Origin of the sequence: uncultured Methanobrevibacter sp., from assembly GCF_902801725.1 — an archaeon.
Lineage (GTDB): Archaea > Methanobacteriota > Methanobacteria > Methanobacteriales > Methanobacteriaceae > Methanocatella.
Window position 1 is genome coordinate 1 of the sequence record NZ_CADCJB010000030.1, and the last position, 18,894, is coordinate 18,894.

Below are 18,894 nucleotides of genomic sequence, written 5' to 3' on the forward strand. Positions count from 1 at the left end.
CAATATGAAAATGCTGTTGCTTCAATAAAAGTTGCTAATGGTGTAAAATCTGAAGGTGAATTAATAATTTCTGGAACTGAAGGTTATGCTTATGTTCCTGCTCCATGGTGGAAAACAGATTATTTTGAATTAAGATTTGAAAATCAAGAAGATAATAAAAAATATTTCTATCAATTAGATGGTGAAGGAATAAGATATGAGCTTGTAGCTTTTGCTAAATCCATTGAATTAAATAGAAATAATGCATATATTGATTATGATGTTTCAAAAGCAATTTGTAAAATTATTGAAGACTTTGAAAATAAGGATGTTAATTTCATCAAATAATAATTGGCGATAAAATGGATAATATTCTTCAGGGAGACATTCTTTCTCATCTTCAGGATGTTGAATTAATGATTTTAAAAGATTTTGTTAAAATCTGTGAGGAAAATGATATTGAATACTATTTAATTTTTGGGACTCAAATAGGTGCTATTAGACATCAAGGTTTTATCCCTTGGGATGATGATATTGACATAATGATTTTTCGTGAAGATTATGAAAAATTTTTAAAAGTCATGGAAGAGCATCCCAATGATAAATATACAATTTTTGACCCAAGATATAATCAGGAATACTGTTTTGAATTTGGAAGAATGTCTTTAAATGGAACGTATTGGGCTGAGTATTGGGACAATCAAGTTTCTTTCAAATTGGGAATTCATATAGATCTTTTTATTTTGGATGTTTTGCCTGATAATAAAATAAAAAGATGGTTATTCATCCAATATTGTTTCATTGTAACTAGATTGCATGCGATTTCAGTATTGAGATTTGATAATTATCCTAAAATTATTAATTTAATACTTAATATTATTCATGCATTGTTAAATTTTATTAAATTAAATCCAAATTACTTTCAAAAAAGGATTCCTAAACTATTCAGAAAATATGAAAAATCAGACAGTGGCCAATTTGTCACAGATTTAACATTAAGGGAAAGAGTTGTTTTTAAGAGAGATGATTATAAACCTCCAAAAAAGGTTAAATTTGAGGATTCAATATTTTATATTCCAAATAATGATGGTAATACTCTGATTCCAATTTATGGGGATTATATGGAACTTCCTCCTGAAGATGAACAGTATTGTCATATATTAAATGAAATTGATTTTGGAAAATATTAACAAATAACTATTTAACTAATAAATGATTGATTTTAATTATGGATAAAAAATCTGCCATTTTCATTATAGTAAGTTTTCTAATTTTAATAGTGATGTTCCATTTCATTGGAATTGAAAATATTATAAGCGCTTTAAAAACCGCTAACTTAAGTTTAATAGCTTTAGCTATTCTTATACAGATTTTTACTTACTTTTTATATACTTTGCGCTGGAAACTGGTCAATGATTCTGTAAATATTGAGGCCAGCTTCAGAAAGCTGCTTCCTATGATGATGGTTGGGCTTGCTGTCAACAACATCACTCCTTCCGGTCGTGGAGGTGGAGAACCTGTAAGGGCTTATATTCTGTCTAGGGAGTGTGGCTATGATTTGAAGGATACCTTCGCAGGCGTTGTGGCCGATAGGGTTTTGGATACATTCCCTTTCATTGTTCTTGCAGCGATAACCATTGTAGCAATGCTTTTGTACTTTGAAATTCCTACATGGCTGGTTGTTGTATTGGTATTGTCTGTAATTGGAATTCTTGTGGTTCTGGGAATTCTTATCTATTTATGCATAAATCCTGGCTTTGGAAACCGTCTTGAGAAATTTATTTTCAGAATCGTTAACAGATTCTATAAAAAAAGTTCTGAAGATTTGGAAAAAAGCATTCATGACAATATCTTCGGTTTTCAGAAAACCATGTCTTTATTGCTTTTAAACAAGAAGCTTCTGTATTATACAATTCCATTGTCTTTTGTAATTTGGATTTTCGAAATTTTGAGGGTTTATATAGTATTTTTGGCATTTGGGGCTTCTTTGAACGTGATTGTCATTGGTGAAGTATTTATTATTGCATCTCTTGTCGGTATGATTCCACTTCTTCCAGGTGGTCTTGGGGCTGTTGATGGTATAATGATTGGTTTTTATTCAAAAGCAGGCGTTTCACTTTCACTTGCAGGACCAGTAACATTGATTGAAAGGCTGATTTCATTCTGGATGGCTACAATTATTGGTTTGGTAATCCTTCCTTATTATGGTTCATCAGTTTTGGAAAAGATTTCCGTCAGTTCATCAGCCGAACAGCTTGATAATTCAACAGGCAATGAAGATTAATTTTTCATAATTTCTGTATAAAATTTTCATTATTTTTTCTTATTTTGTTCTTTATTTTACATTTTTTCTTAATAATTTTCATATTTTGTTAAATCTAAACTTATTTAAGTTTTTAACTACAAATTATTTAGTATAAATATGGGAAAATGAAAATTATGGCAGATAAAAACGAATGGGGCAGCAACCTTTCATTCATACTTGCAATGATTGGTTCTGCCGTTGGACTTGGAAACATTTGGAGATATCCTTATGTGCTTTACTCCAATGGTGGGGGAGCATTCTACATCCCTTATATTGTTGCTATCCTTTTGATGGGTATTCCTTTTTTGATTCTGGAGTATGGTGTAGGATATGATTTTAAGTCTTCTTTTCCAAAGGCGATTAGAAGTATTCACTCCAATTGGGAATTTTTAGGCTGGCTTTTGCCGGTTGCAGTATTTATTATTATGATTTATTACTCAGCTATTCTTGGATGGGATGGAATCTATATGATTTTGAGTTTCTCCAAAGGATGGGGAGCAAATCCCGATACATTCTTTGCAAATACTCTTCTTCATTCAACAGATTCAGTGTCTGGTCTGCTGACTTTCATTCCAATCATTGCTGTTGCAATGCTTGTGGGTTGGGTAATTATTTGGTTTGTATCTCACAGGGACCTTGAAGAAGGCCTTGGTAAGGTTTCAAAGGTTTTAGTGCCTGCATTGTTTGTCATTATGGTTATAATTGTTGGAGTTTCACTGACTTTGCCGGGGGCTTCAATAGGTCTTTCTGAATTGTTCAATCCGAATTGGTCACTTCTAGGCCATTTTGAAATTTGGATGGCTGCGTTTGGACAGATTGTGTTCTCTTTAAGTCTGGGAATGTCAATCGCATTTACTTATGCAAGCTATACCAAGGATGATGCGGATCTTATTACTAATACAATATCAATTGCCCTTGCTAATTCACTTTTCGAAAACTTTGCGGCTTTGGGTGTATTTTCAATTTTGGGATACATGTCAATGCAGTCAGGAACTGCTGTGGCTGACCTCGTAACTCAGGGAACAGGCCTTGTATTTGTAGTATATCCTACAGTGTTTAATGTGCTTGGCCAATGGGCTTATATATTGGGACCGTTGTTCTTTTTGACAGTTTATCTTGCAGGACTGACAAGTATTTTATCAACAGTCGAACCGTTGTCATTTTCAATTCAAAACAAGTTTGGATATTCAAGATCTAAGGCAATGACAATACTGATTATTGTTGGTGCAGCATTATCTATGATTTATGCTACTGCATATGGTGGAAACGTTTTAGGATTTGTGGATACCTTCATCAATCAGATTGCACTGTTGTTCGGTATTATTCTTGAGTGTATAATATTTGCATGGATATTTAAAGCTGAAAAGCTAATTGGCTTTTTAAATTCAAGAAGTAAAACGATTAAATTGGGTAAATGGTGGCTTGTAATTGTCAAATTTATTCTTCCAGTTTTCATTGCAATTATCTGGATTGGTGGATTGAATGATGTAATCCAAACTGCGACATTTGATCAGCTGGTATTTACAGCTCTCACTGCAGCTATTTTATTGATTGCAACTGTAATATTTACAGTATTGCCTTCTAAAAATCCTGACTGGGATAAAACTGAAGAAAGAGTTTAATTGAATGGTTAATTTTTAACCATTTCTTTTTTTTTAAAATTTCAGATTAATGATGTGAATTTAAAATTCAAAAGCAGTGTCTGAATAAAATCATGTAAAGAATTTATTAATCATATTGCTTTCATTGTCTTTTTTTTCAAGATGAATGGTGATTGTTCCATTATTGTCTACTTTAACAACTTCATCATAATTTTTGGCATTTTTAACAGGTTCATTGGCTTCGGTATAGTATACTCCAGCTATCAGACCTACTATGCATAACAGAAATATGAGAAGTATTGTGGTATTTTTTAAATCCATAGTATATATTATTCATTTTTTTGTATATATAACTTAATAGAAAAGTATTTTAATAGCAATCATCATAATGTAATTGAAAAGTTTAAAGAGGTGAGAATATGAAAAGCTTTATTGTAATTGTTTTGGGTATTCTTGTCGCAGTGCTGCTTGTCGGTGGTGCTATAGCATATACTTTTATGGATGAATTAGGTGTTAATATGGATAATGTCGATTCTAAAATTAAAGATAAAGTAAGTAATGTTGGATCTTCTGATATTGTCAAAGAAGAAGTTAAAGAAAATGGTCAGGCTGGAACCGGTTCCTACCGTGAAGTTTCCTATGGGGACGGAGGTTTCCGTCAGTTCGATTCTAAAACTGGTGAATTGATTGGTTCTTCCTATGAATCAGATCAATCAAAATTGAACAAAGGGGATTTTGATTGATCTTAAAGGATTTGCTTAACCATTTTGATATTGAAGATAATCTTCCGGATTATCTTTTAGAACAATCCTTCAATGAAGTCTTCTTGGATGGGGACTTCTCAAAAACAGACAATAATTATAAAATAGCAGTTAAAACACGTCAAAACGTCACTCATCAAATGTTTATAAGGCCGGGGGATGAATATCCTGTTGTCATCATGTCAGAGTTGCCGAACGGCAATTTGAATGGGATGAAATTTGGTCAAAGTCAGGGTGATGTAAAATATATTAATAATTTATAACTGCTATCTTTTTTTTAAATTTTTTTAACTACTTTTATATAATATTTTAATCAAAAATTATATTATAATAATTTAATAATTTTGTTGATATCATGGACAAAAAAGAGTTAATTAACGGTGGAAAAGTAAAAAGTGTATTTACTACCGATAGAGAAGATGAAGTCATTATCGAGTTTAGGGATGATATGACTGCTGGTGACGGAGCAAGAAAAGAAGTTATGAACAATAAAGGGGCTTACAATGCCATTATTTCTACAAAAATATTCAAAGTCCTTGAAGAAAACGGCATTGCAACTCAGTTCATTGACTTGCCAGAACCAAATGTCATGCTTGCAAAAAAACTTGAGATGATTCCGATTGAAGTAATTGTTAGAAACATTGCTACAGGTAGTTTAGTTCGTAAATATCCAATTGCTGATGGTACTAAATTGAATCCTCCAATTGTACAGATGGATTTTAAAGATGATGAATATCATGATCCGATGCTTAATGATTCCATTATAAAGGCGTTAGGCATAGCTACCCAGGATGAAATCGATATCTTAACTGAAAAAGCTTTGAAAATCAATGATGTTTTAACCAAATTCTTTGAAGATGCAGGAATTATTCTGGTTGACTATAAAGTTGAATTCGGTAAGGATAAGGATGGAAACATTCTTTTGGGTGATGAAATATCTCCTGACGGATGCAGATTATGGGATAGCGAAACATTGGAAATGTTGGATAAGGAACTGTTTAGAAAAGGAAAAGACGATGAAGTTATGGAAGCATACATTGAAGTGTATAATAGAATTATTCCTGATGAAGAAAAGGTGATTTAAATGTTATTCGATATTGAAGTAAAGATTTCTCTTAAAAGCGGTATGTTAAACCCTGAAGCAACAACTATTGAAAGATCTCTGGAATTGCTTGGATATGATGTAAACAATGTAAAAACTGTTGAAATCATCAAATTCCAAATGGAAGGTGAAGACAGGGAAGCAATCAGAGAAAATGTTGTTGACATGTGTGAAAGATTGCTCTGTAATCCTGTAATTCACGATTATAAAATTAATGTTATTCCACAGAACATGGCATGTGGTAAATAGGGGGATTCAAATGAAAATTGGAGTAATTAGATTTCCGGGAACCAACTGTGACAGGGATGTTGCACAGGCTATTGAACTGGCAGGCTTATCTCCTGAATACATCTGGTGGAGCGAAGAAAACCTAACTGATTATGACGGTATCGTTATTCCTGGAGGATTTTCATATGGTGATTACCTAAGGGCAGGTGCAATGGCTTCCATCACACCGGTAATTGATGGAATCAAAAATTTGGTTAAAGAAGAAAAGCCGGTTTTGGGAATCTGTAACGGAGCACAAATTTTAGGTGAAATAGGTCTTGTTCCAGGAATTTTCATTACAAATGAATATCCTAAATTCAACTGCGAATGGGTTGACCTGAAAGTTGCAACCAACAGAACACCATTTACAAAAGCATTCAAAACAAACCAGACAATCAAACTCCCAATCGCACATGCAGAAGGAAGATTCTATACAGAAGACATTGATTTGTTAAAAGATCAGGACCAAATCGTATTGCAGTTTGAAGGAAAAAATCCTAACGGATCAATGGAAGCAATTACCAGCGTATGCGATGAGTCAGGCCTTGTATGTGCAATGATGCCTCATCCTGAAAGGGCTTGCGAAGAACTGTTCGGTTCAGATGATGGTTTGAACTTTTTTAAAGGATTTTTATAAAGTGATAAAATGGTAGTTTATTTGATTGGTGCAGGTCCCGGAGATGCTGACCTAATAACTCTTAAGGCAGTCAAAGCATTAAATAAGGCTGATGTTGTTTTATATGATTATCTGGCAAATGAAGAAATATTGGTGCACGCTCCTGATGATGCCGAAAAGATTTATGTTGGTAAAAAAGCAGGAGAGCATTATAAAACACAGGATCAAATTAATGAACTGATTATTGATCAGGCTCAAAAGCATGAAAATGTTGTCCGGCTAAAAGGAGGAGATCCTTTCGTATTTGGTCGTGGCGGAGAGGAAATATTGGCTTTGATGGAACATGATATCAAATTTGAAGTAATTCCGGGCGTAACCTCAGCTATTGGAGCACCAACTTCTCTGGGACTGCCTGTAACTCATAGGGCAGTAGCAACATCAGTGACTATTGTTACCGGGCATGAAGACCCGACAAAGGCGGAAAGCCAGGTTCACTGGGATTATACTGCTGATACTTTAATTATTTTAATGGGAATTGGAAATATCAAAGAAAATACTAGTGAAATAATGAAATATCGTTCCGCCGACACTCCTGTTTGTGTAGTTGAAAGCGGCACACTTCCTGATGAAAATGTAGTGTTTGGAACATTGGGAGATATTTCAGATAAAAAAATCAACACTCCAGCTATTTTAATAATTGGTGATGTTGTAAACCTTTATAGAGACATTTACGATTATCAAAGGTGATTAGATGTGTGGAATTGTAGGTTGTATATTAAAAGAAGATAAAGAAGTTGCATCTATCCTTTTTGATTGTATTTCAAAATTAGAATATAGGGGATATGATTCAATTGGTTTGGCCACATTTGATGATGGGGCTATCCACATTAAAAAAGATAAGGGAAAAATTGATGAAGTAAACAAAAAATTGGATTTGACTGATATGCCGGGAAATTTCGGTATTGCTCATGTCCGTTGGGCAACACACGGGGACCCGTCAAAATTAAATTCACATCCTCATGTTGATGAAGACAACGGCATTGCTGTTGTTCATAATGGTATTATTGAAAACTATTTGGAAATTAAGGAAAAACTAACTCTTGAAGGTCATGTTTTCAAATCAGATACTGACACTGAGGTTATTCCTCATCTGATTCAGAAGTTTATGAGTGAGAAATTTGATCTTGAACATGCGGTAAGAAAGACAATTGACATTATTGAAGGCGCTTATGCTATTGCAGCTATCAGTATAAACGAACCTGATAAGATAGTTGCAACACGAAAAGACTCACCGTTGATTGTTGGGATTGGTGAAGAGGGTTATTACCTTGCTTCCGATTCTCCGGCTATCCTGAAATATGCAAGGGATATCATCTATCCTGAAAGGGGAGAGATTGTTATTCTGGATAAGGACGGCGTTGTAGTTCATGATGAATTTGATAATGTGGTCAATAAGGAAATAGATACAATTAACTGGACACCTGAAATGGCTGAAAAAGAAGGATATGACCATTTCATGATTAAGGAAATTAACGAGCAGGCAACTGCGGTCAGAAATACATTGACCCAAAAAGAAAATATTCAGGAAATCATTGATGACATTGATGAAATTCAAAGGATATGCTTTGTTGCATGCGGAACTTCCTACCATGCTTCATTGACCGGAAAATATTTGATAGAGTCACTGGCTGGTGTTCCTACTGATGTTATTCTTGCTTCTGAATTTAAATATTCTGCAAATACCTTAAATGATAAGACTTTGGTGATATTTATTTCACAGTCCGGTGAAACTGCAGATTCACTCAAGGCATTGGATGTTGCAAATCAAACATCTAAAACTCTGGGAATAGTTAATGTTGCAGGTTCATCCATTACCAGAAGGGCTCAATATGTAATTCAAACTCAGGCAGGTCCTGAAATCGGTGTGGCTGCGACAAAGACATATGTTGCTCAATTGACTTCAATCTACCTGTTTGCAGCATTGCTGTCTAAAAATGTTGAACTTTTAAAAGAAATAGAAAAGGTTCCGGAATTTATTGACGAGGCTCTTGAAAACATAGATGATATTGAGAATCTTTCTAAAAGGTATAATTATGCTCGTGATTTCTTTTATCTTGGAAGGGGATATTCTTACCCTACAGCTTTGGAAGGGGCTTTAAAGCTTAAGGAAATTACATATATTCACGGTGAAGGATATGCTGCAGGTGAACTTAAACATGGTCCTTTGGCTTTGATTGATGAAGGAATTCCTGTTGTGGTAATTATTCCTCCTGGGGACAATTACAGAAAGACAATGAGCAATTTAGAGGAAGTAAAATCTCGTGGAGCTAATGTTTTGGCCATAGGTTCTGCCGATGATGAATCATTAAAGGCAAAAGCCGATGATGTAATTTCAATCAATGCGGATGTTAAGGAAATAATTGCACCGCTGGTTTATATTGTCCCATTGCAACTTATCGCATATTACATTACAGTTGAAAAGGGTCATGACCCTGATAAACCTAAGAATTTGGCAAAATGTGTGACTGTAGAATAAGATTTTTTAAAAATCTTATCATTTCTTTATTTTTTTCTTTAATTTTAAATTAAGTACTTATAATTAATTATTTTTTATTATTAAATCTTTATATTCTGTTTTAATTATATGGGGTCAAAATTTTAGCTTTATTTTTGATTTTAAGATTAATTTATTTTTATAACTTTTTTTCAGTAATATTAGAATTGATTATATGATTTTTACATAAAATTTGTCTTTTGATAATAATTTCAACTATTTTAAGCTATTTGTTTTATTTATAATGATATTTATGCTTATTTTTTATAAATTAGGCTTATTTATGCTTTTTTTCATAATCAAAAGCTTTTTATAAGAAAAGTGTAATAAAATACATTACGAACAAATGTTAGATGGAGTTAACGTTATGTTTAATAAAAAAGTAAAATTATTTTTAGTAACTCTAATTTTCATGTTATCAATTTCAGCTGTTGCGGCTGCGGAATCCAATTCTACTGATGACATGGCTGTTGGAGAAGTAGACGAAGAACCTCCTTCGGGTGTAGTTCAAGATATTTCTTCTGATAATAATCTTAAAGTTACTGATAATGATCTTGAAACTACGAACGGAGATTATGTATTGAATGGAAATGACTTGAAGATGTATTATAAAAACGGGTCTTCGTATGTGGTCACTTTGTCAAAAGACTCACAGCCTGTAAAGAATGCATCACTATCCATTAAGCTTAACGGTGTTTCCTATAATAAGCTTACCAACAATTATGGAAGAGTTTCAATTCCTATCAATCTGAAAGATGGAAATTATGTAGTTTCTACAAGCTATGATAAAATCAACATTAAGAATAAGATTCAGGTATTGCCTGTAGTTATCGCTAAAGACTTGACTACAACATATAAGAGTAACGCAATGTTCAATGCAAAATTTTTAGACGGTAAAGGCAATCCCTTAAAAAATACTGATGTAAAGTTCAAGATAAATGGCAAGACATATGTCCGAAAGACAAATGCAAATGGTATTGCCAGATTGGGTGTAGTTTCCTTAAAAGTTGGTACTCATACCATATATGCTATCCATCCGAATGGATATTCCTTATCTAAAAAGATTATCATAAGGAATTCTGTTGTTGCATCAGATATTGAGAAATATTATAAGGATTCTAAAAAATTCGCAGCGACATTTTACGGCAAAAATGGAAAACTGCTTGCAAATAGTTATGTTTCCTTTTATATTGATGGAAAGTATTATGATGTGAAAACCAATTCTAAAGGTGTAGCTTCATTATCAATTTCATTGAAGCCAGGCACATACAAGATTGTTTCAATCAACTCTGCAACTGGTCAAAAAATGTCTAAAAAGATTACTATTCGATCCACATTGTATGCAAGCAGAGTAAATACCTTTTCAGATAAGACAGCTACATTCAAAGTAAAGCTTTATAAGAACGGACAACTGGTTAAAAATGCCAATGTATATGTTTATATCAAGGACTCTGAAAAAGTGGCCAAGACAAATGCCAATGGTATTGCCAGTTTCAATTTCAAGCTGGCTAAAGGAACTTATACATTCATATCACATGATCCATACACTGGATATTCAATTAATACAAAAGTATATGTTAAAGCTCCTACAATAAGGGCTTATCATAAAAATACATATGAAGACTCTGAAACAACATACACAGCTACCCTGTTGAAAGAAGACGGTAGTCTTGCAAAGAACACAAAAATGCAAATGACACTTAACGGCAAAACATATAATGTTAAAACAAATGTCAAAGGTGTTGCAAGCATTACCTTCACATTAAAAGAAGGTAGATATCAGATTACCTGTAAGGATTTGAATACAGGCTATTCCATAACTAGGAATGTGAATGTTTATGGTCCTATAACAGGTACAAAATATAATAAATACGGGGTTTCTGAAGACGGTAAGACACTTCTGGTTGTTGGAAGACCATCTGCTGTCGGTGAAGAATCCAAATATGGATATACATTCTACAGAACATTGTTCGAAAGAACCTGTCCATACTGTGGAGGCCATAATCTTTATTGGGATATCTTCTGGGCAGGTAATGAATACCGTGACGGAGGAATTTTCCCGGCTACAGGAAGATATGAAACCGGTAGTGCTGAAGGAAATATTTTCTGTGATGATTGTGACTGTGATTTCTCAGTATTCGGACATGAACATGTTTGGAGTAATCCAATGTATTTAAAAGTATTAATGGGTCCTCAAAAGACCTCAAAAGAAGATGCATATGCTTTAAAAAGCGGAAATTATGTGTTATCATAATTTCCTGATTTAACTTTTTTTAATTTTTCTTTCATATCTAATATTCTATTTCTTGAATTGTTTTTTTCGTCCTGTTTTTTGGAATAATTGTTTTCACACTCGACAATGTAGTAAGCTTCATTGGAAGTTGTTGAAGGGATATTCATTTTTGCTAAATTACGTTCCACGCGCCTTTTCAGCTTTTCATCATCCATTTCGCATGCTAAAAAAATAGGGGTTTTGACTGCTGATGAAATTCTGGTGTTGTGGCGTGCATTGTGTCTTTCTTCAGTTCTTTTTTCCAGAATGTAGTCGCTGTCGCTGTTCAGGTTAGGGTCCCTGAATGGAATTCCAACATCTGACAGAGCAATTCTTATTTCATCATTTTTCGGAAGTGATGTATCGAGCATCAACGGATTCGGGCTGGCAAGTGTCCCTCCCTGCTTTCTTCCGAAGATCGGGCCCTGGCCTATATAGAAATCAGCTTCGATGAATGCGTCCCTTACAGGTGCGGATGAAGTATAGGTCGCTACAATTCCATTGTCCTTTATAACTCGTCGGAATTGCTTAAAAAATTCAAGTGAAAATAATTCCGGAGCCATATTCTGTGAAAACGGATCCAGGAATATGGCATCGTAAGTGTTGCTTTCAAGCCTTTGAACGGTTTGCCTTGCATCTTCAATGTAGACATTAATGTCTATGTTATCCGGAATTTCGTAGGTTTCCAGATTTAATGTTGCATAATCCTGTGCAATCAGTTCATTTTCAATAGCTTTTTTGGTAATGTCGTGCTCTTTGATTGGTGATGGTACTAAAAGTCCGCATGCAAGTGTGGCATGGGATATTTCCACCATGTCTACTGTTAAATTTGAATCAGTGCTGTTATCCAAAAATTCAGCTATTGCGGCTGATGTGTTGTAGCCCAATCCTGCACAGATATCTAATATGGCGATGTCGTCATCATAATTGAATTTCATCGGACGAATAAATTTCTCAAATGACTCACTTATTGCACCGGTAGATGTATGTAACGTTTCAACTTTATGATTTATTTCTTTTGATTTAATAGAATAGGATCCATCATCTGTTAAAACAAAATAATCTTTGTAAGTATCAAAAAAATTAACTCTACCTTCATTATTTCGACTACTTTTTTCTTGGTCAAAACATGAATTCACCAAATCAAAGATATCGTCATTAATTATTCTAGCATTTTCTTCATAATTCATTTTATCTAGTTGAAAATTTGTTTTTTTTAATATTTATTGATTTTTTAATTTTCATATTCCGATTGCAATCTAATCCTAAAAGCATTTTTTAATATTTTGATGCTATTTTTAATTTGGTAAATAAGCAAAATTTATATAATTTCTAATTTAAACTTAATTTAGATAATATCAATGCTTCGAATTATTTATTTTTGAGGCAATTTTTTTATTAAAACTTAAAATTGTATTTTTTATTGAAATTATTTAAAATCGATAGGGTAAGGTAAAATAAATGTTTGAAATCAAAGCTAAAGACAACATGGGTAGGGTTGGTGTTTTAAAGACTAAACACGGGCAGGTAAAAACTCCTGCATTAATGCCAGTTATTCACCCAAGAAAACAAGCAATAGATGTAGGCAAATATGGTGCAGATATTGTAATTACCAATGCATATCTAATTTATAAGGATGAAGAATTAAAAAAAGAGGCTGTTGAGAAAGGATTGCATGAATTGATTCACTTTGACGGCCCGATCATGACAGATTCAGGTTCATTTCAGCTTTCAGTATATGGTGATGTGGAAATTACCAACAAGGAAGTCATTGAATTTCAGGAATTGATTAAAACAGACATTGGAACAAGTTTGGATATTCCTACAGCACCTTTTGTTGAGCGTGAAAAGGCTGAAAGCGATTTGGAAATCACTCTTGAAAGAGCACATGAAGCAGTTGAATTTAAAAAAGAACAAAATATGGAGATGCTTTTGAATTCAGTAGTTCAGGGGTCAACATTTCTTGATTTGAGGAGAAAATGTGCTCATGAACTGTCTAAGCTTGATGCGGATTTGTATCCAATAGGTGCTGTTGTTCCTCTGATGGAATCATATCATTATAAGGATTTGGTTGATGTTGTGATGAATTCCATGAAGGAACTGCCTGACAGCACTGCCCGCCACCTGATGGGAGCAGGCCATCCGATGATATTTGCATTGTGCGTAGCGATGGGATGTGACCTATTTGACTCAGCGGCTTACATATTGTATGCTGAAGATGACAGGCTTTTGTCCACAAGAGGAACCTACAAATTGGAAAATCTGCAAGAAATGCCGTGTTCCTGTGAGGTGTGCACCAAATACACTCCTGATGATTTGAGGGCAATGCCGAAAGAGAAGAGAAGGGATCTGATTGCCCAACATAATTTGCATGTTTCATTTGCAGAGTTGAGATTGATTAGGCAGGCTATATATGAAGGAAGTTTGATGGAGCTTGTTGAAGAGAGATGCCGTGCTCATCCAGCACTTCTTGAAGCTGTAAGGCAGCTTGGAAATTATTCTGTCGATTTGGAAAAGTATGATCCCAGAAGCAAAAAATCAGCATTCTTCTACACAGGTCCTGAATCATTGTGCAGAAGCGAAGTATTGAGGCATATGCAAAAATTGAGGGAAATGCCTAAAAAAAGAGACCTTGTGATTTTGCCTCCAACAAGAAAGCCTTACTCCAAATTCGTCTCAGGAAAGCTTGGAGAGTTCTATATCTATGGGGCAGAACAGGAAATTGATTTGGACAACACAGACTTTATGGTTTTGGATGTGCCGTTCGGATTGATACCTCTTGAAATTGATGAATTATATCCGTTAAGTCAAAATGATGCTCCTAAAACTCGTGATGTGGATGCTATTGAATTTGTTGAGGATTTCCTTAATGAATTTGTCGAATATTATGAGCAGGTTCTGATACACTCAAGAGTCATCAACGATTTGGAAATAGGCCTTTATAATAAATGCATAGGTTCTGATGAGATAAGATATAAAAAGGATGACATTAAGAAAATCAAGGCAATTGCAGATTATCAGTTTGGTGTCGGAGCAGGGGATGCGCTGTTTTCCGGCAATATTAAGATAGAAAAAAGTAAAAAAACAGGTAAAATCAGACATATATATGACGGAAAAGTGCTTATTGTAAATATGAGGGCTTCTGATTCATATCTAGTTTTATCAAAGGAAGGTGCTAAAAGATTGCATAATGCAATGCCATATCCTGAAAATAGAGTTGTTGTCAATAAGGATTCAGAGCCATTTGCCCTTGACGGAAAAAGTGTGTTCTGCAAATTTGTAGTTGACTGTGATGACAATATAAGATCTAAAGATGAAGTTTTAATAGTCAATGAGGAAGATAAGCTATTGGCATATGGAAAAGCCTTGCTTGGAGCTTGCGAAATAAAGGAATTTAAAACTGGGCAGGCTATAAAGACTCGTAAAGGAATGAAAAAATAGGTGATTAAATGGTAGATGACAATAAGGTTAACACAGGTCACAACGTTGAAGATAGGGAACTTATAAAAAATGCCCGCAAACCGGTCGGCAAATTGGGGCACAAAATATTGGACAGGATGAATGAGTCACACGAATCAATGGCCCAATGGGGAGTAACTCACTTTGAAATAAGTGAAGACAGTAAAATCCTTGATATAGGCTGTGGAGGGGGAAGAAATATTCAGAGATTTGCAGACCAGATATCTGAAAATGGAAGGGTTGTTGGAATTGATTATTCTGAAGTGAGTGTTGAAAAATCCACAAAACTGAATCAGGAAGCTATTGACAGGGGAACTGTCAATGTTTTACAGGGATCAGTTTCGGAAATGCCATTTTACGATGAGACCTTTGACATTGTAACCGGATTTGAAACAATTTATTTCTGGCCTGATTTTATCAATGATTTAAAAGAAGTTAATAGGGTTCTTAAAAAGGACGGATTAGTATTTTTCTGTAATGAAGCCGTTTACAGGGAAGGTGAAATGGAAAAATATGATGGTCTTGTGGAACTTTTGGACATGAAGATTTATTCTGAAGATGTTTTAAAAGAATCTCTCGAAAAGACAGGCTTTAAAGATTTCAAAGCTTATGTAGATGATGAAAATGATTGGATTTGCGTAACTGCCCGTAAGATTTAATCATATTTTTTATTATTTTCATGATATTTCTTCGGAAATCGAAAGTTTTATATAGTATCAAAACATAAGTTTATTTGTTGTTAGTTTTCATGCGGTGTTAGTCCAGCCTGGTTAAGACTCTAGCCTGCCACGTTAGAGACCCGGGTTCAAATCCCGGACGCCGCATTTTTTATGCAGTCGTGGTATAGTCTGGTTATTACTTGGGCCTTCCAAGCCTACAACCCGGGTTCGAATCCCGGCGACTGCATCTCGAATAAATTCTTTTTTTAAATTCTTGTTTTGTTTAAAAAATGGCTATTTTTTAGTTACTTTTATATAATAATAAATATAAAATATTAATAATTAAATTGATTTTTAATGTCTTTAAATATTATGATTTAAGGTGATTTAATGGTAGGAATAGTAGGATATGGGGCACATGTGCCGTCATATAGAATTAAGGTAGAAGAAATAGCAAAAGTATGGGGAGATGACCCTGTAGCTTTATCAAATGGGTTGGTTGTTAATGAAAAATCCGTTCCTTCCGCTGATGAAGATACTGCGACTATTGCAGTAACTGCTGCTAGATATGCTCTAGCAAGAGCTCAAATTGATCCAAGTAAAATTGGAGCAGTTTATGTTGGTTCGGAATCTCATCCGTATGCAGTTAAACCAACAGCTTCAATTGTTGCTGAAGCAGTCTGTGCAACTCCAAAATTGACTGCAGCTGATTTGGAATTTGCATGTAAAGCTGGAACTGCAGGAATTCAAATGACTATGGGTCTTGTTGAATCTGGAATGATTGAATATGGGTTAGCTATTGGTGCTGATACTTCACAGGGTGCTCCTGGTGATGCATTAGAATACACTGCATCTGCAGGTGGTGCAGCATATATTATAGGTAAAGATAATACAATTGCGGATATTAATCATACTTGCAGTTTCACAACTGATACTCCTGACTTTTACAGAAGGGAAGGCCAAAACTACCCATCTCATGGTGGTCGTTTTACAGGAGAACCTGCTTACTTCAAACACGTTTTAAGTACTGCAAAAATGTTATTTGATGAAACTGATACAAAACCTGAAGATTATGATTATGCATGTTTCCATCAGCCTAATGGTAAATTCTACTTAAGGGCAGGTAAAAAATTAGGTTTCAGTTCAGAACAAATCAAACAAGGACTTTTAACTCCAAATATTGGAAACACCTATTCTGGAGCTGTACCATTGGCTTTATCAAATATCTTGGATGTAGCTGAACCTGGAGATAAAATATTTGTTGTTTCATATGGTTCCGGTGCTGGAAGTGATGGATTCTCAATAACTGTTAAAGATGAAATTGTAGAAAGAAGAGAATTGGCTCCAAAAACACAGGATATTATTGATGATAAAACATACGTTGATTATGCTATTTATGCTAAATTCAAAGGTAAAATTAAAATGTAAGGGGGCTTAAATATGAGAGATGTTGCGATTATCGGAGTTTCACAAACAAAATTTGGTGAATTATGGGATTCTTCCTTCAGGGATTTGATTGCTGAAGCTGGTTTAAAAGCTATCGTGGATGCCAGTATTGGTGGTGACGATATTGAAGCAATGTTTGTTGGAAATATGTCTTCTGGACTATTTGTAGAACAAGAACACATTGCAGCACTTATTTCTGACCATGTAGGACTTAATCCAATTCCAGCTACAAGAGTTGAAGCTGCTTGTGCATCAGGAGGGCTTGCTTTAAGACAAGGAATCATGGCAGTTGCATCAGGTTTCCATGATGTGGTAATTTCTGCAGGTGTGGAAAAAATGACTGATGTCGTTGATGCTACTCCAGCTATTGCTACTGCATCAGATCAGGAATGGGAAGCACAACAAGGAGCAACTTTTCCATCATTATATGCAATGATTGCAAAAAGGCACATGTATGAATATGGTACAACTCGTGAACAATTGGCACAATTTTCTGTTGTAAACCATAAAAATGCAGCCAAAAACCCTAATGCTCAATTCCCATTTGAAATCAGTGTTGATAAAGTATTGAATTCCACTATGGTGGCAGATCCATTAACTCTTCTAGACTGCTCTCCGGTAACTGACGGAGCAGCTGCTGTTGTATTGGTTCCTGCTGAAGATGCTAAAAAGTATACTGATACTCCAATTTATGTAAAGGCTTCCACACAGGCTTCTGGAACATTAACATTGCACGATAGAAAAGATATCACTACCATTGAATCTACAAAAGTTGCATCCAGAAAAGCTTATGAAATGGCTGGAGTAACAACAAAAGATATTGATTTAACTGAAGTGCATGACTGTTTCTCCATTAATGGACTTTTAGCAGTAGAGGATTTAGGATTTGCTGAGAAAGGTAAAGGTGGAATAGCTATTGAAGAAGGTCAAACTGAAATTGATGGTGATTTCCCAATCAACACTTCCGGTGGTCTTAAAGCACGTGGACACCCATTAGGTGCAACAGGTATTGCTCAAGCCGCTGAAGTGGTATGGCAACTCAGAGGAGAAGCTGGCGGACGTCAGGTTGACGGTGCAGAAATAGGTATGACCCACAACATTGGTGGAACCGGTGGTACTGCAGCGGTACATATTTTCGGAAGAGATTTATAAATCTCTTTTACCTTTTCTTTTTTTTTATGATACTCAATACAGGTCAAGAACTGATATTCCTGTTTTTTTCATAAATGGTTCTTGAACAGAATTGAGGAAGGTTTTGTTCTAAGCAAAAACATCTATAACAATCTAATTTATAAATATTATTTCAATCCCAAAAACTGTTGATTGCCTTTGCTTTTGCACTAAAAACCCCAAGCCATTAGTCGGGAATTTGGATAAACGGTCTGAATATGAATAGTTTTGGTTTTATTATTGGTGAAAAGTTCTCAAAAATTACAGGTCAATATGGTATCTAAATGAAAACATGTGTTGAGGCACATTATTTGACCGGTTCGGATTTGACTCGTCCGGTTGCATGACTCAGCAGGTACTTGAAAAAGCTATTGGAAATAATTTAAATGTCTTCAAAGGAAAATACAGAAATTGTTAATGCAAGTGTTTAAGGTATAATAAGTGATAACATGATAATAAATGTCGGTGGAAGAACAGATATAGTGAACTACTACACTCCATGGCTACTGAACAGACTTGAAGAAGGATATGTGTATTCAAGAAATCCATTTGTTAGGGAGAATGTTTATAAGTTAAGCTTAAAGCCTGAAGATGTTGATTGTCTTCTGTTCTGCTCCAAGAACTACCAACCTATACTGAAACATATAGGTGTCATTGATGAAAAGTACAATATTTTGTGCAACTACACGATTACTGCATACGG

The 18,894-nt window shown here is 34.6% G+C and carries 18 protein-coding genes, 2 tRNA genes and 1 pseudogene; 19 read left to right on the forward strand and 2 right to left on the reverse strand.

Annotated features, from left to right (window positions below; genetic code table 11):
• From QZV68_RS07375 to QZV68_RS07390, 4 genes and pseudogenes are all read left to right on the forward strand, one after another.
• A pseudogene (locus QZV68_RS07375) lies at window positions 1-327 on the forward strand (glycerol-3-phosphate cytidylyltransferase); the annotation flags it as partial.
• 68 nt (window positions 328-395) lie between these two features.
• Window positions 396-1,169 carry a phosphorylcholine transferase LicD gene (locus QZV68_RS07380; RefSeq protein WP_296880055.1) on the forward strand — a complete coding sequence of 258 codons (774 nt, stop codon included), beginning with the start codon at window positions 396-398 and terminating at the stop codon, window positions 1,167-1,169.
• Window positions 1,170-1,207: 38 nt separating this feature from the next.
• The gene (locus QZV68_RS07385) at window positions 1,208-2,263 is read left to right on the forward strand and encodes a UPF0104 family protein (protein WP_296880057.1); all 1,056 of its coding nucleotides are present in this window, start codon (window positions 1,208-1,210) and stop codon (window positions 2,261-2,263) included.
• A gap of 155 nt (window positions 2,264-2,418) precedes the next feature.
• Window positions 2,419-3,906 carry a sodium-dependent transporter gene (locus QZV68_RS07390; protein ID WP_296880059.1) on the forward strand — a complete coding sequence of 496 codons (1,488 nt, stop codon included), beginning with the start codon at window positions 2,419-2,421 and terminating at the stop codon, window positions 3,904-3,906.
• A gap of 90 nt (window positions 3,907-3,996) precedes the next feature.
• Here QZV68_RS07390 and QZV68_RS07395 read toward each other — a convergent pair whose 3' ends face one another.
• On the reverse strand, window positions 3,997-4,206 hold the full coding sequence (locus QZV68_RS07395) for a hypothetical protein (RefSeq protein WP_296880060.1): 210 nt from the start codon (window positions 4,204-4,206) through the stop codon (window positions 3,997-3,999).
• A gap of 98 nt (window positions 4,207-4,304) precedes the next feature.
• On the opposite strand from QZV68_RS07395, the gene QZV68_RS07400 reads away from it, so the two are divergent.
• The 8 genes from QZV68_RS07400 (at window position 4,305) to QZV68_RS07435 (ending at window position 11,439) form a co-directional block, all read left to right on the forward strand.
• Entirely contained in the window at window positions 4,305-4,628 is a 324-nt protein-coding gene (locus QZV68_RS07400) for a hypothetical protein (RefSeq protein ID WP_296880062.1), read from the forward strand.
• A complete protein-coding gene (locus QZV68_RS07405; RefSeq protein WP_296880064.1) occupies window positions 4,625-4,909 on the forward strand; it encodes a hypothetical protein in 285 nt (94 codons plus the stop codon). Before QZV68_RS07400 ends, QZV68_RS07405 begins: the two co-directional genes overlap by 4 nt.
• 92 nt (window positions 4,910-5,001) lie before the next feature.
• On the forward strand, window positions 5,002-5,730 hold the full coding sequence (gene purC, locus QZV68_RS07410; RefSeq protein WP_296880066.1) for a phosphoribosylaminoimidazolesuccinocarboxamide synthase: 729 nt from the start codon (window positions 5,002-5,004) through the stop codon (window positions 5,728-5,730).
• Window positions 5,731-5,997, forward strand: coding sequence for a phosphoribosylformylglycinamidine synthase subunit PurS (purS, locus tag QZV68_RS07415; protein ID WP_067043304.1), 267 nt, complete (start codon window positions 5,731-5,733; stop codon window positions 5,995-5,997). It abuts the gene before it with no gap.
• A gap of 10 nt (window positions 5,998-6,007) precedes the next feature.
• A complete protein-coding gene (gene purQ, locus QZV68_RS07420; protein ID WP_296880071.1) occupies window positions 6,008-6,652 on the forward strand; it encodes a phosphoribosylformylglycinamidine synthase subunit PurQ in 645 nt (214 codons plus the stop codon).
• A 9-nt stretch (window positions 6,653-6,661) separates the two neighbouring features.
• Window positions 6,662-7,378, forward strand: coding sequence for a uroporphyrinogen-III C-methyltransferase (gene cobA, locus QZV68_RS07425; protein ID WP_296880073.1), 717 nt, complete (start codon window positions 6,662-6,664; stop codon window positions 7,376-7,378).
• A 4-nt stretch (window positions 7,379-7,382) separates the two neighbouring features.
• A complete protein-coding gene (gene glmS, locus QZV68_RS07430) occupies window positions 7,383-9,167 on the forward strand; it encodes a glutamine--fructose-6-phosphate transaminase (isomerizing) (RefSeq protein ID WP_296880075.1) in 1,785 nt (594 codons plus the stop codon).
• 385 nt (window positions 9,168-9,552) lie between these two features.
• Complete coding sequence (locus QZV68_RS07435) at window positions 9,553-11,439, forward strand: collagen binding domain-containing protein (protein ID WP_296880077.1); 1,887 nt, start codon at window positions 9,553-9,555, stop codon at window positions 11,437-11,439.
• On the opposite strand, the gene QZV68_RS07440 is transcribed toward QZV68_RS07435, so the two are convergent.
• Window positions 11,424-12,647 (reverse strand): MnmC family methyltransferase, encoded by a 1,224-nt coding sequence (locus QZV68_RS07440; protein ID WP_296880079.1) that lies wholly within the window; start codon window positions 12,645-12,647, stop codon window positions 11,424-11,426. The genes QZV68_RS07435 and QZV68_RS07440 overlap by 16 nt on opposite strands.
• 271 nt (window positions 12,648-12,918) lie before the next feature.
• Here QZV68_RS07440 and tgtA point away from each other — a divergent pair, with 271 nt between their 5' ends.
• The 7 genes from tgtA to QZV68_RS07475 form a co-directional block, all read left to right on the forward strand.
• Complete coding sequence (tgtA, locus tag QZV68_RS07445; protein ID WP_296880081.1) at window positions 12,919-14,898, forward strand: tRNA guanosine(15) transglycosylase TgtA; 1,980 nt, start codon at window positions 12,919-12,921, stop codon at window positions 14,896-14,898.
• A gap of 8 nt (window positions 14,899-14,906) precedes the next feature.
• Window positions 14,907-15,575: a class I SAM-dependent methyltransferase gene (locus QZV68_RS07450; RefSeq protein ID WP_296880083.1), complete on the forward strand. Its 669-nt coding sequence runs from the start codon at window positions 14,907-14,909 to the stop codon at window positions 15,573-15,575.
• A 91-nt stretch (window positions 15,576-15,666) separates the two neighbouring features.
• Window positions 15,667-15,740, forward strand: a tRNA-Gly gene (locus tag QZV68_RS07455).
• An 8-nt stretch (window positions 15,741-15,748) separates the two neighbouring features.
• A tRNA-Gly gene (locus QZV68_RS07460) sits at window positions 15,749-15,822 on the forward strand.
• A gap of 143 nt (window positions 15,823-15,965) precedes the next feature.
• The gene (locus QZV68_RS07465; RefSeq protein WP_296880085.1) at window positions 15,966-17,003 is read left to right on the forward strand and encodes a hydroxymethylglutaryl-CoA synthase; all 1,038 of its coding nucleotides are present in this window, start codon (window positions 15,966-15,968) and stop codon (window positions 17,001-17,003) included.
• 12 nt (window positions 17,004-17,015) lie between these two features.
• On the forward strand, window positions 17,016-18,173 hold the full coding sequence (locus QZV68_RS07470) for a thiolase domain-containing protein (protein ID WP_296880087.1): 1,158 nt from the start codon (window positions 17,016-17,018) through the stop codon (window positions 18,171-18,173).
• 467 nt (window positions 18,174-18,640) lie between these two features.
• A partial coding sequence (locus QZV68_RS07475) for a DUF1848 family protein (RefSeq protein ID WP_296880089.1) occupies window positions 18,641-18,894 on the forward strand: 254 nt, incomplete at its 3' end.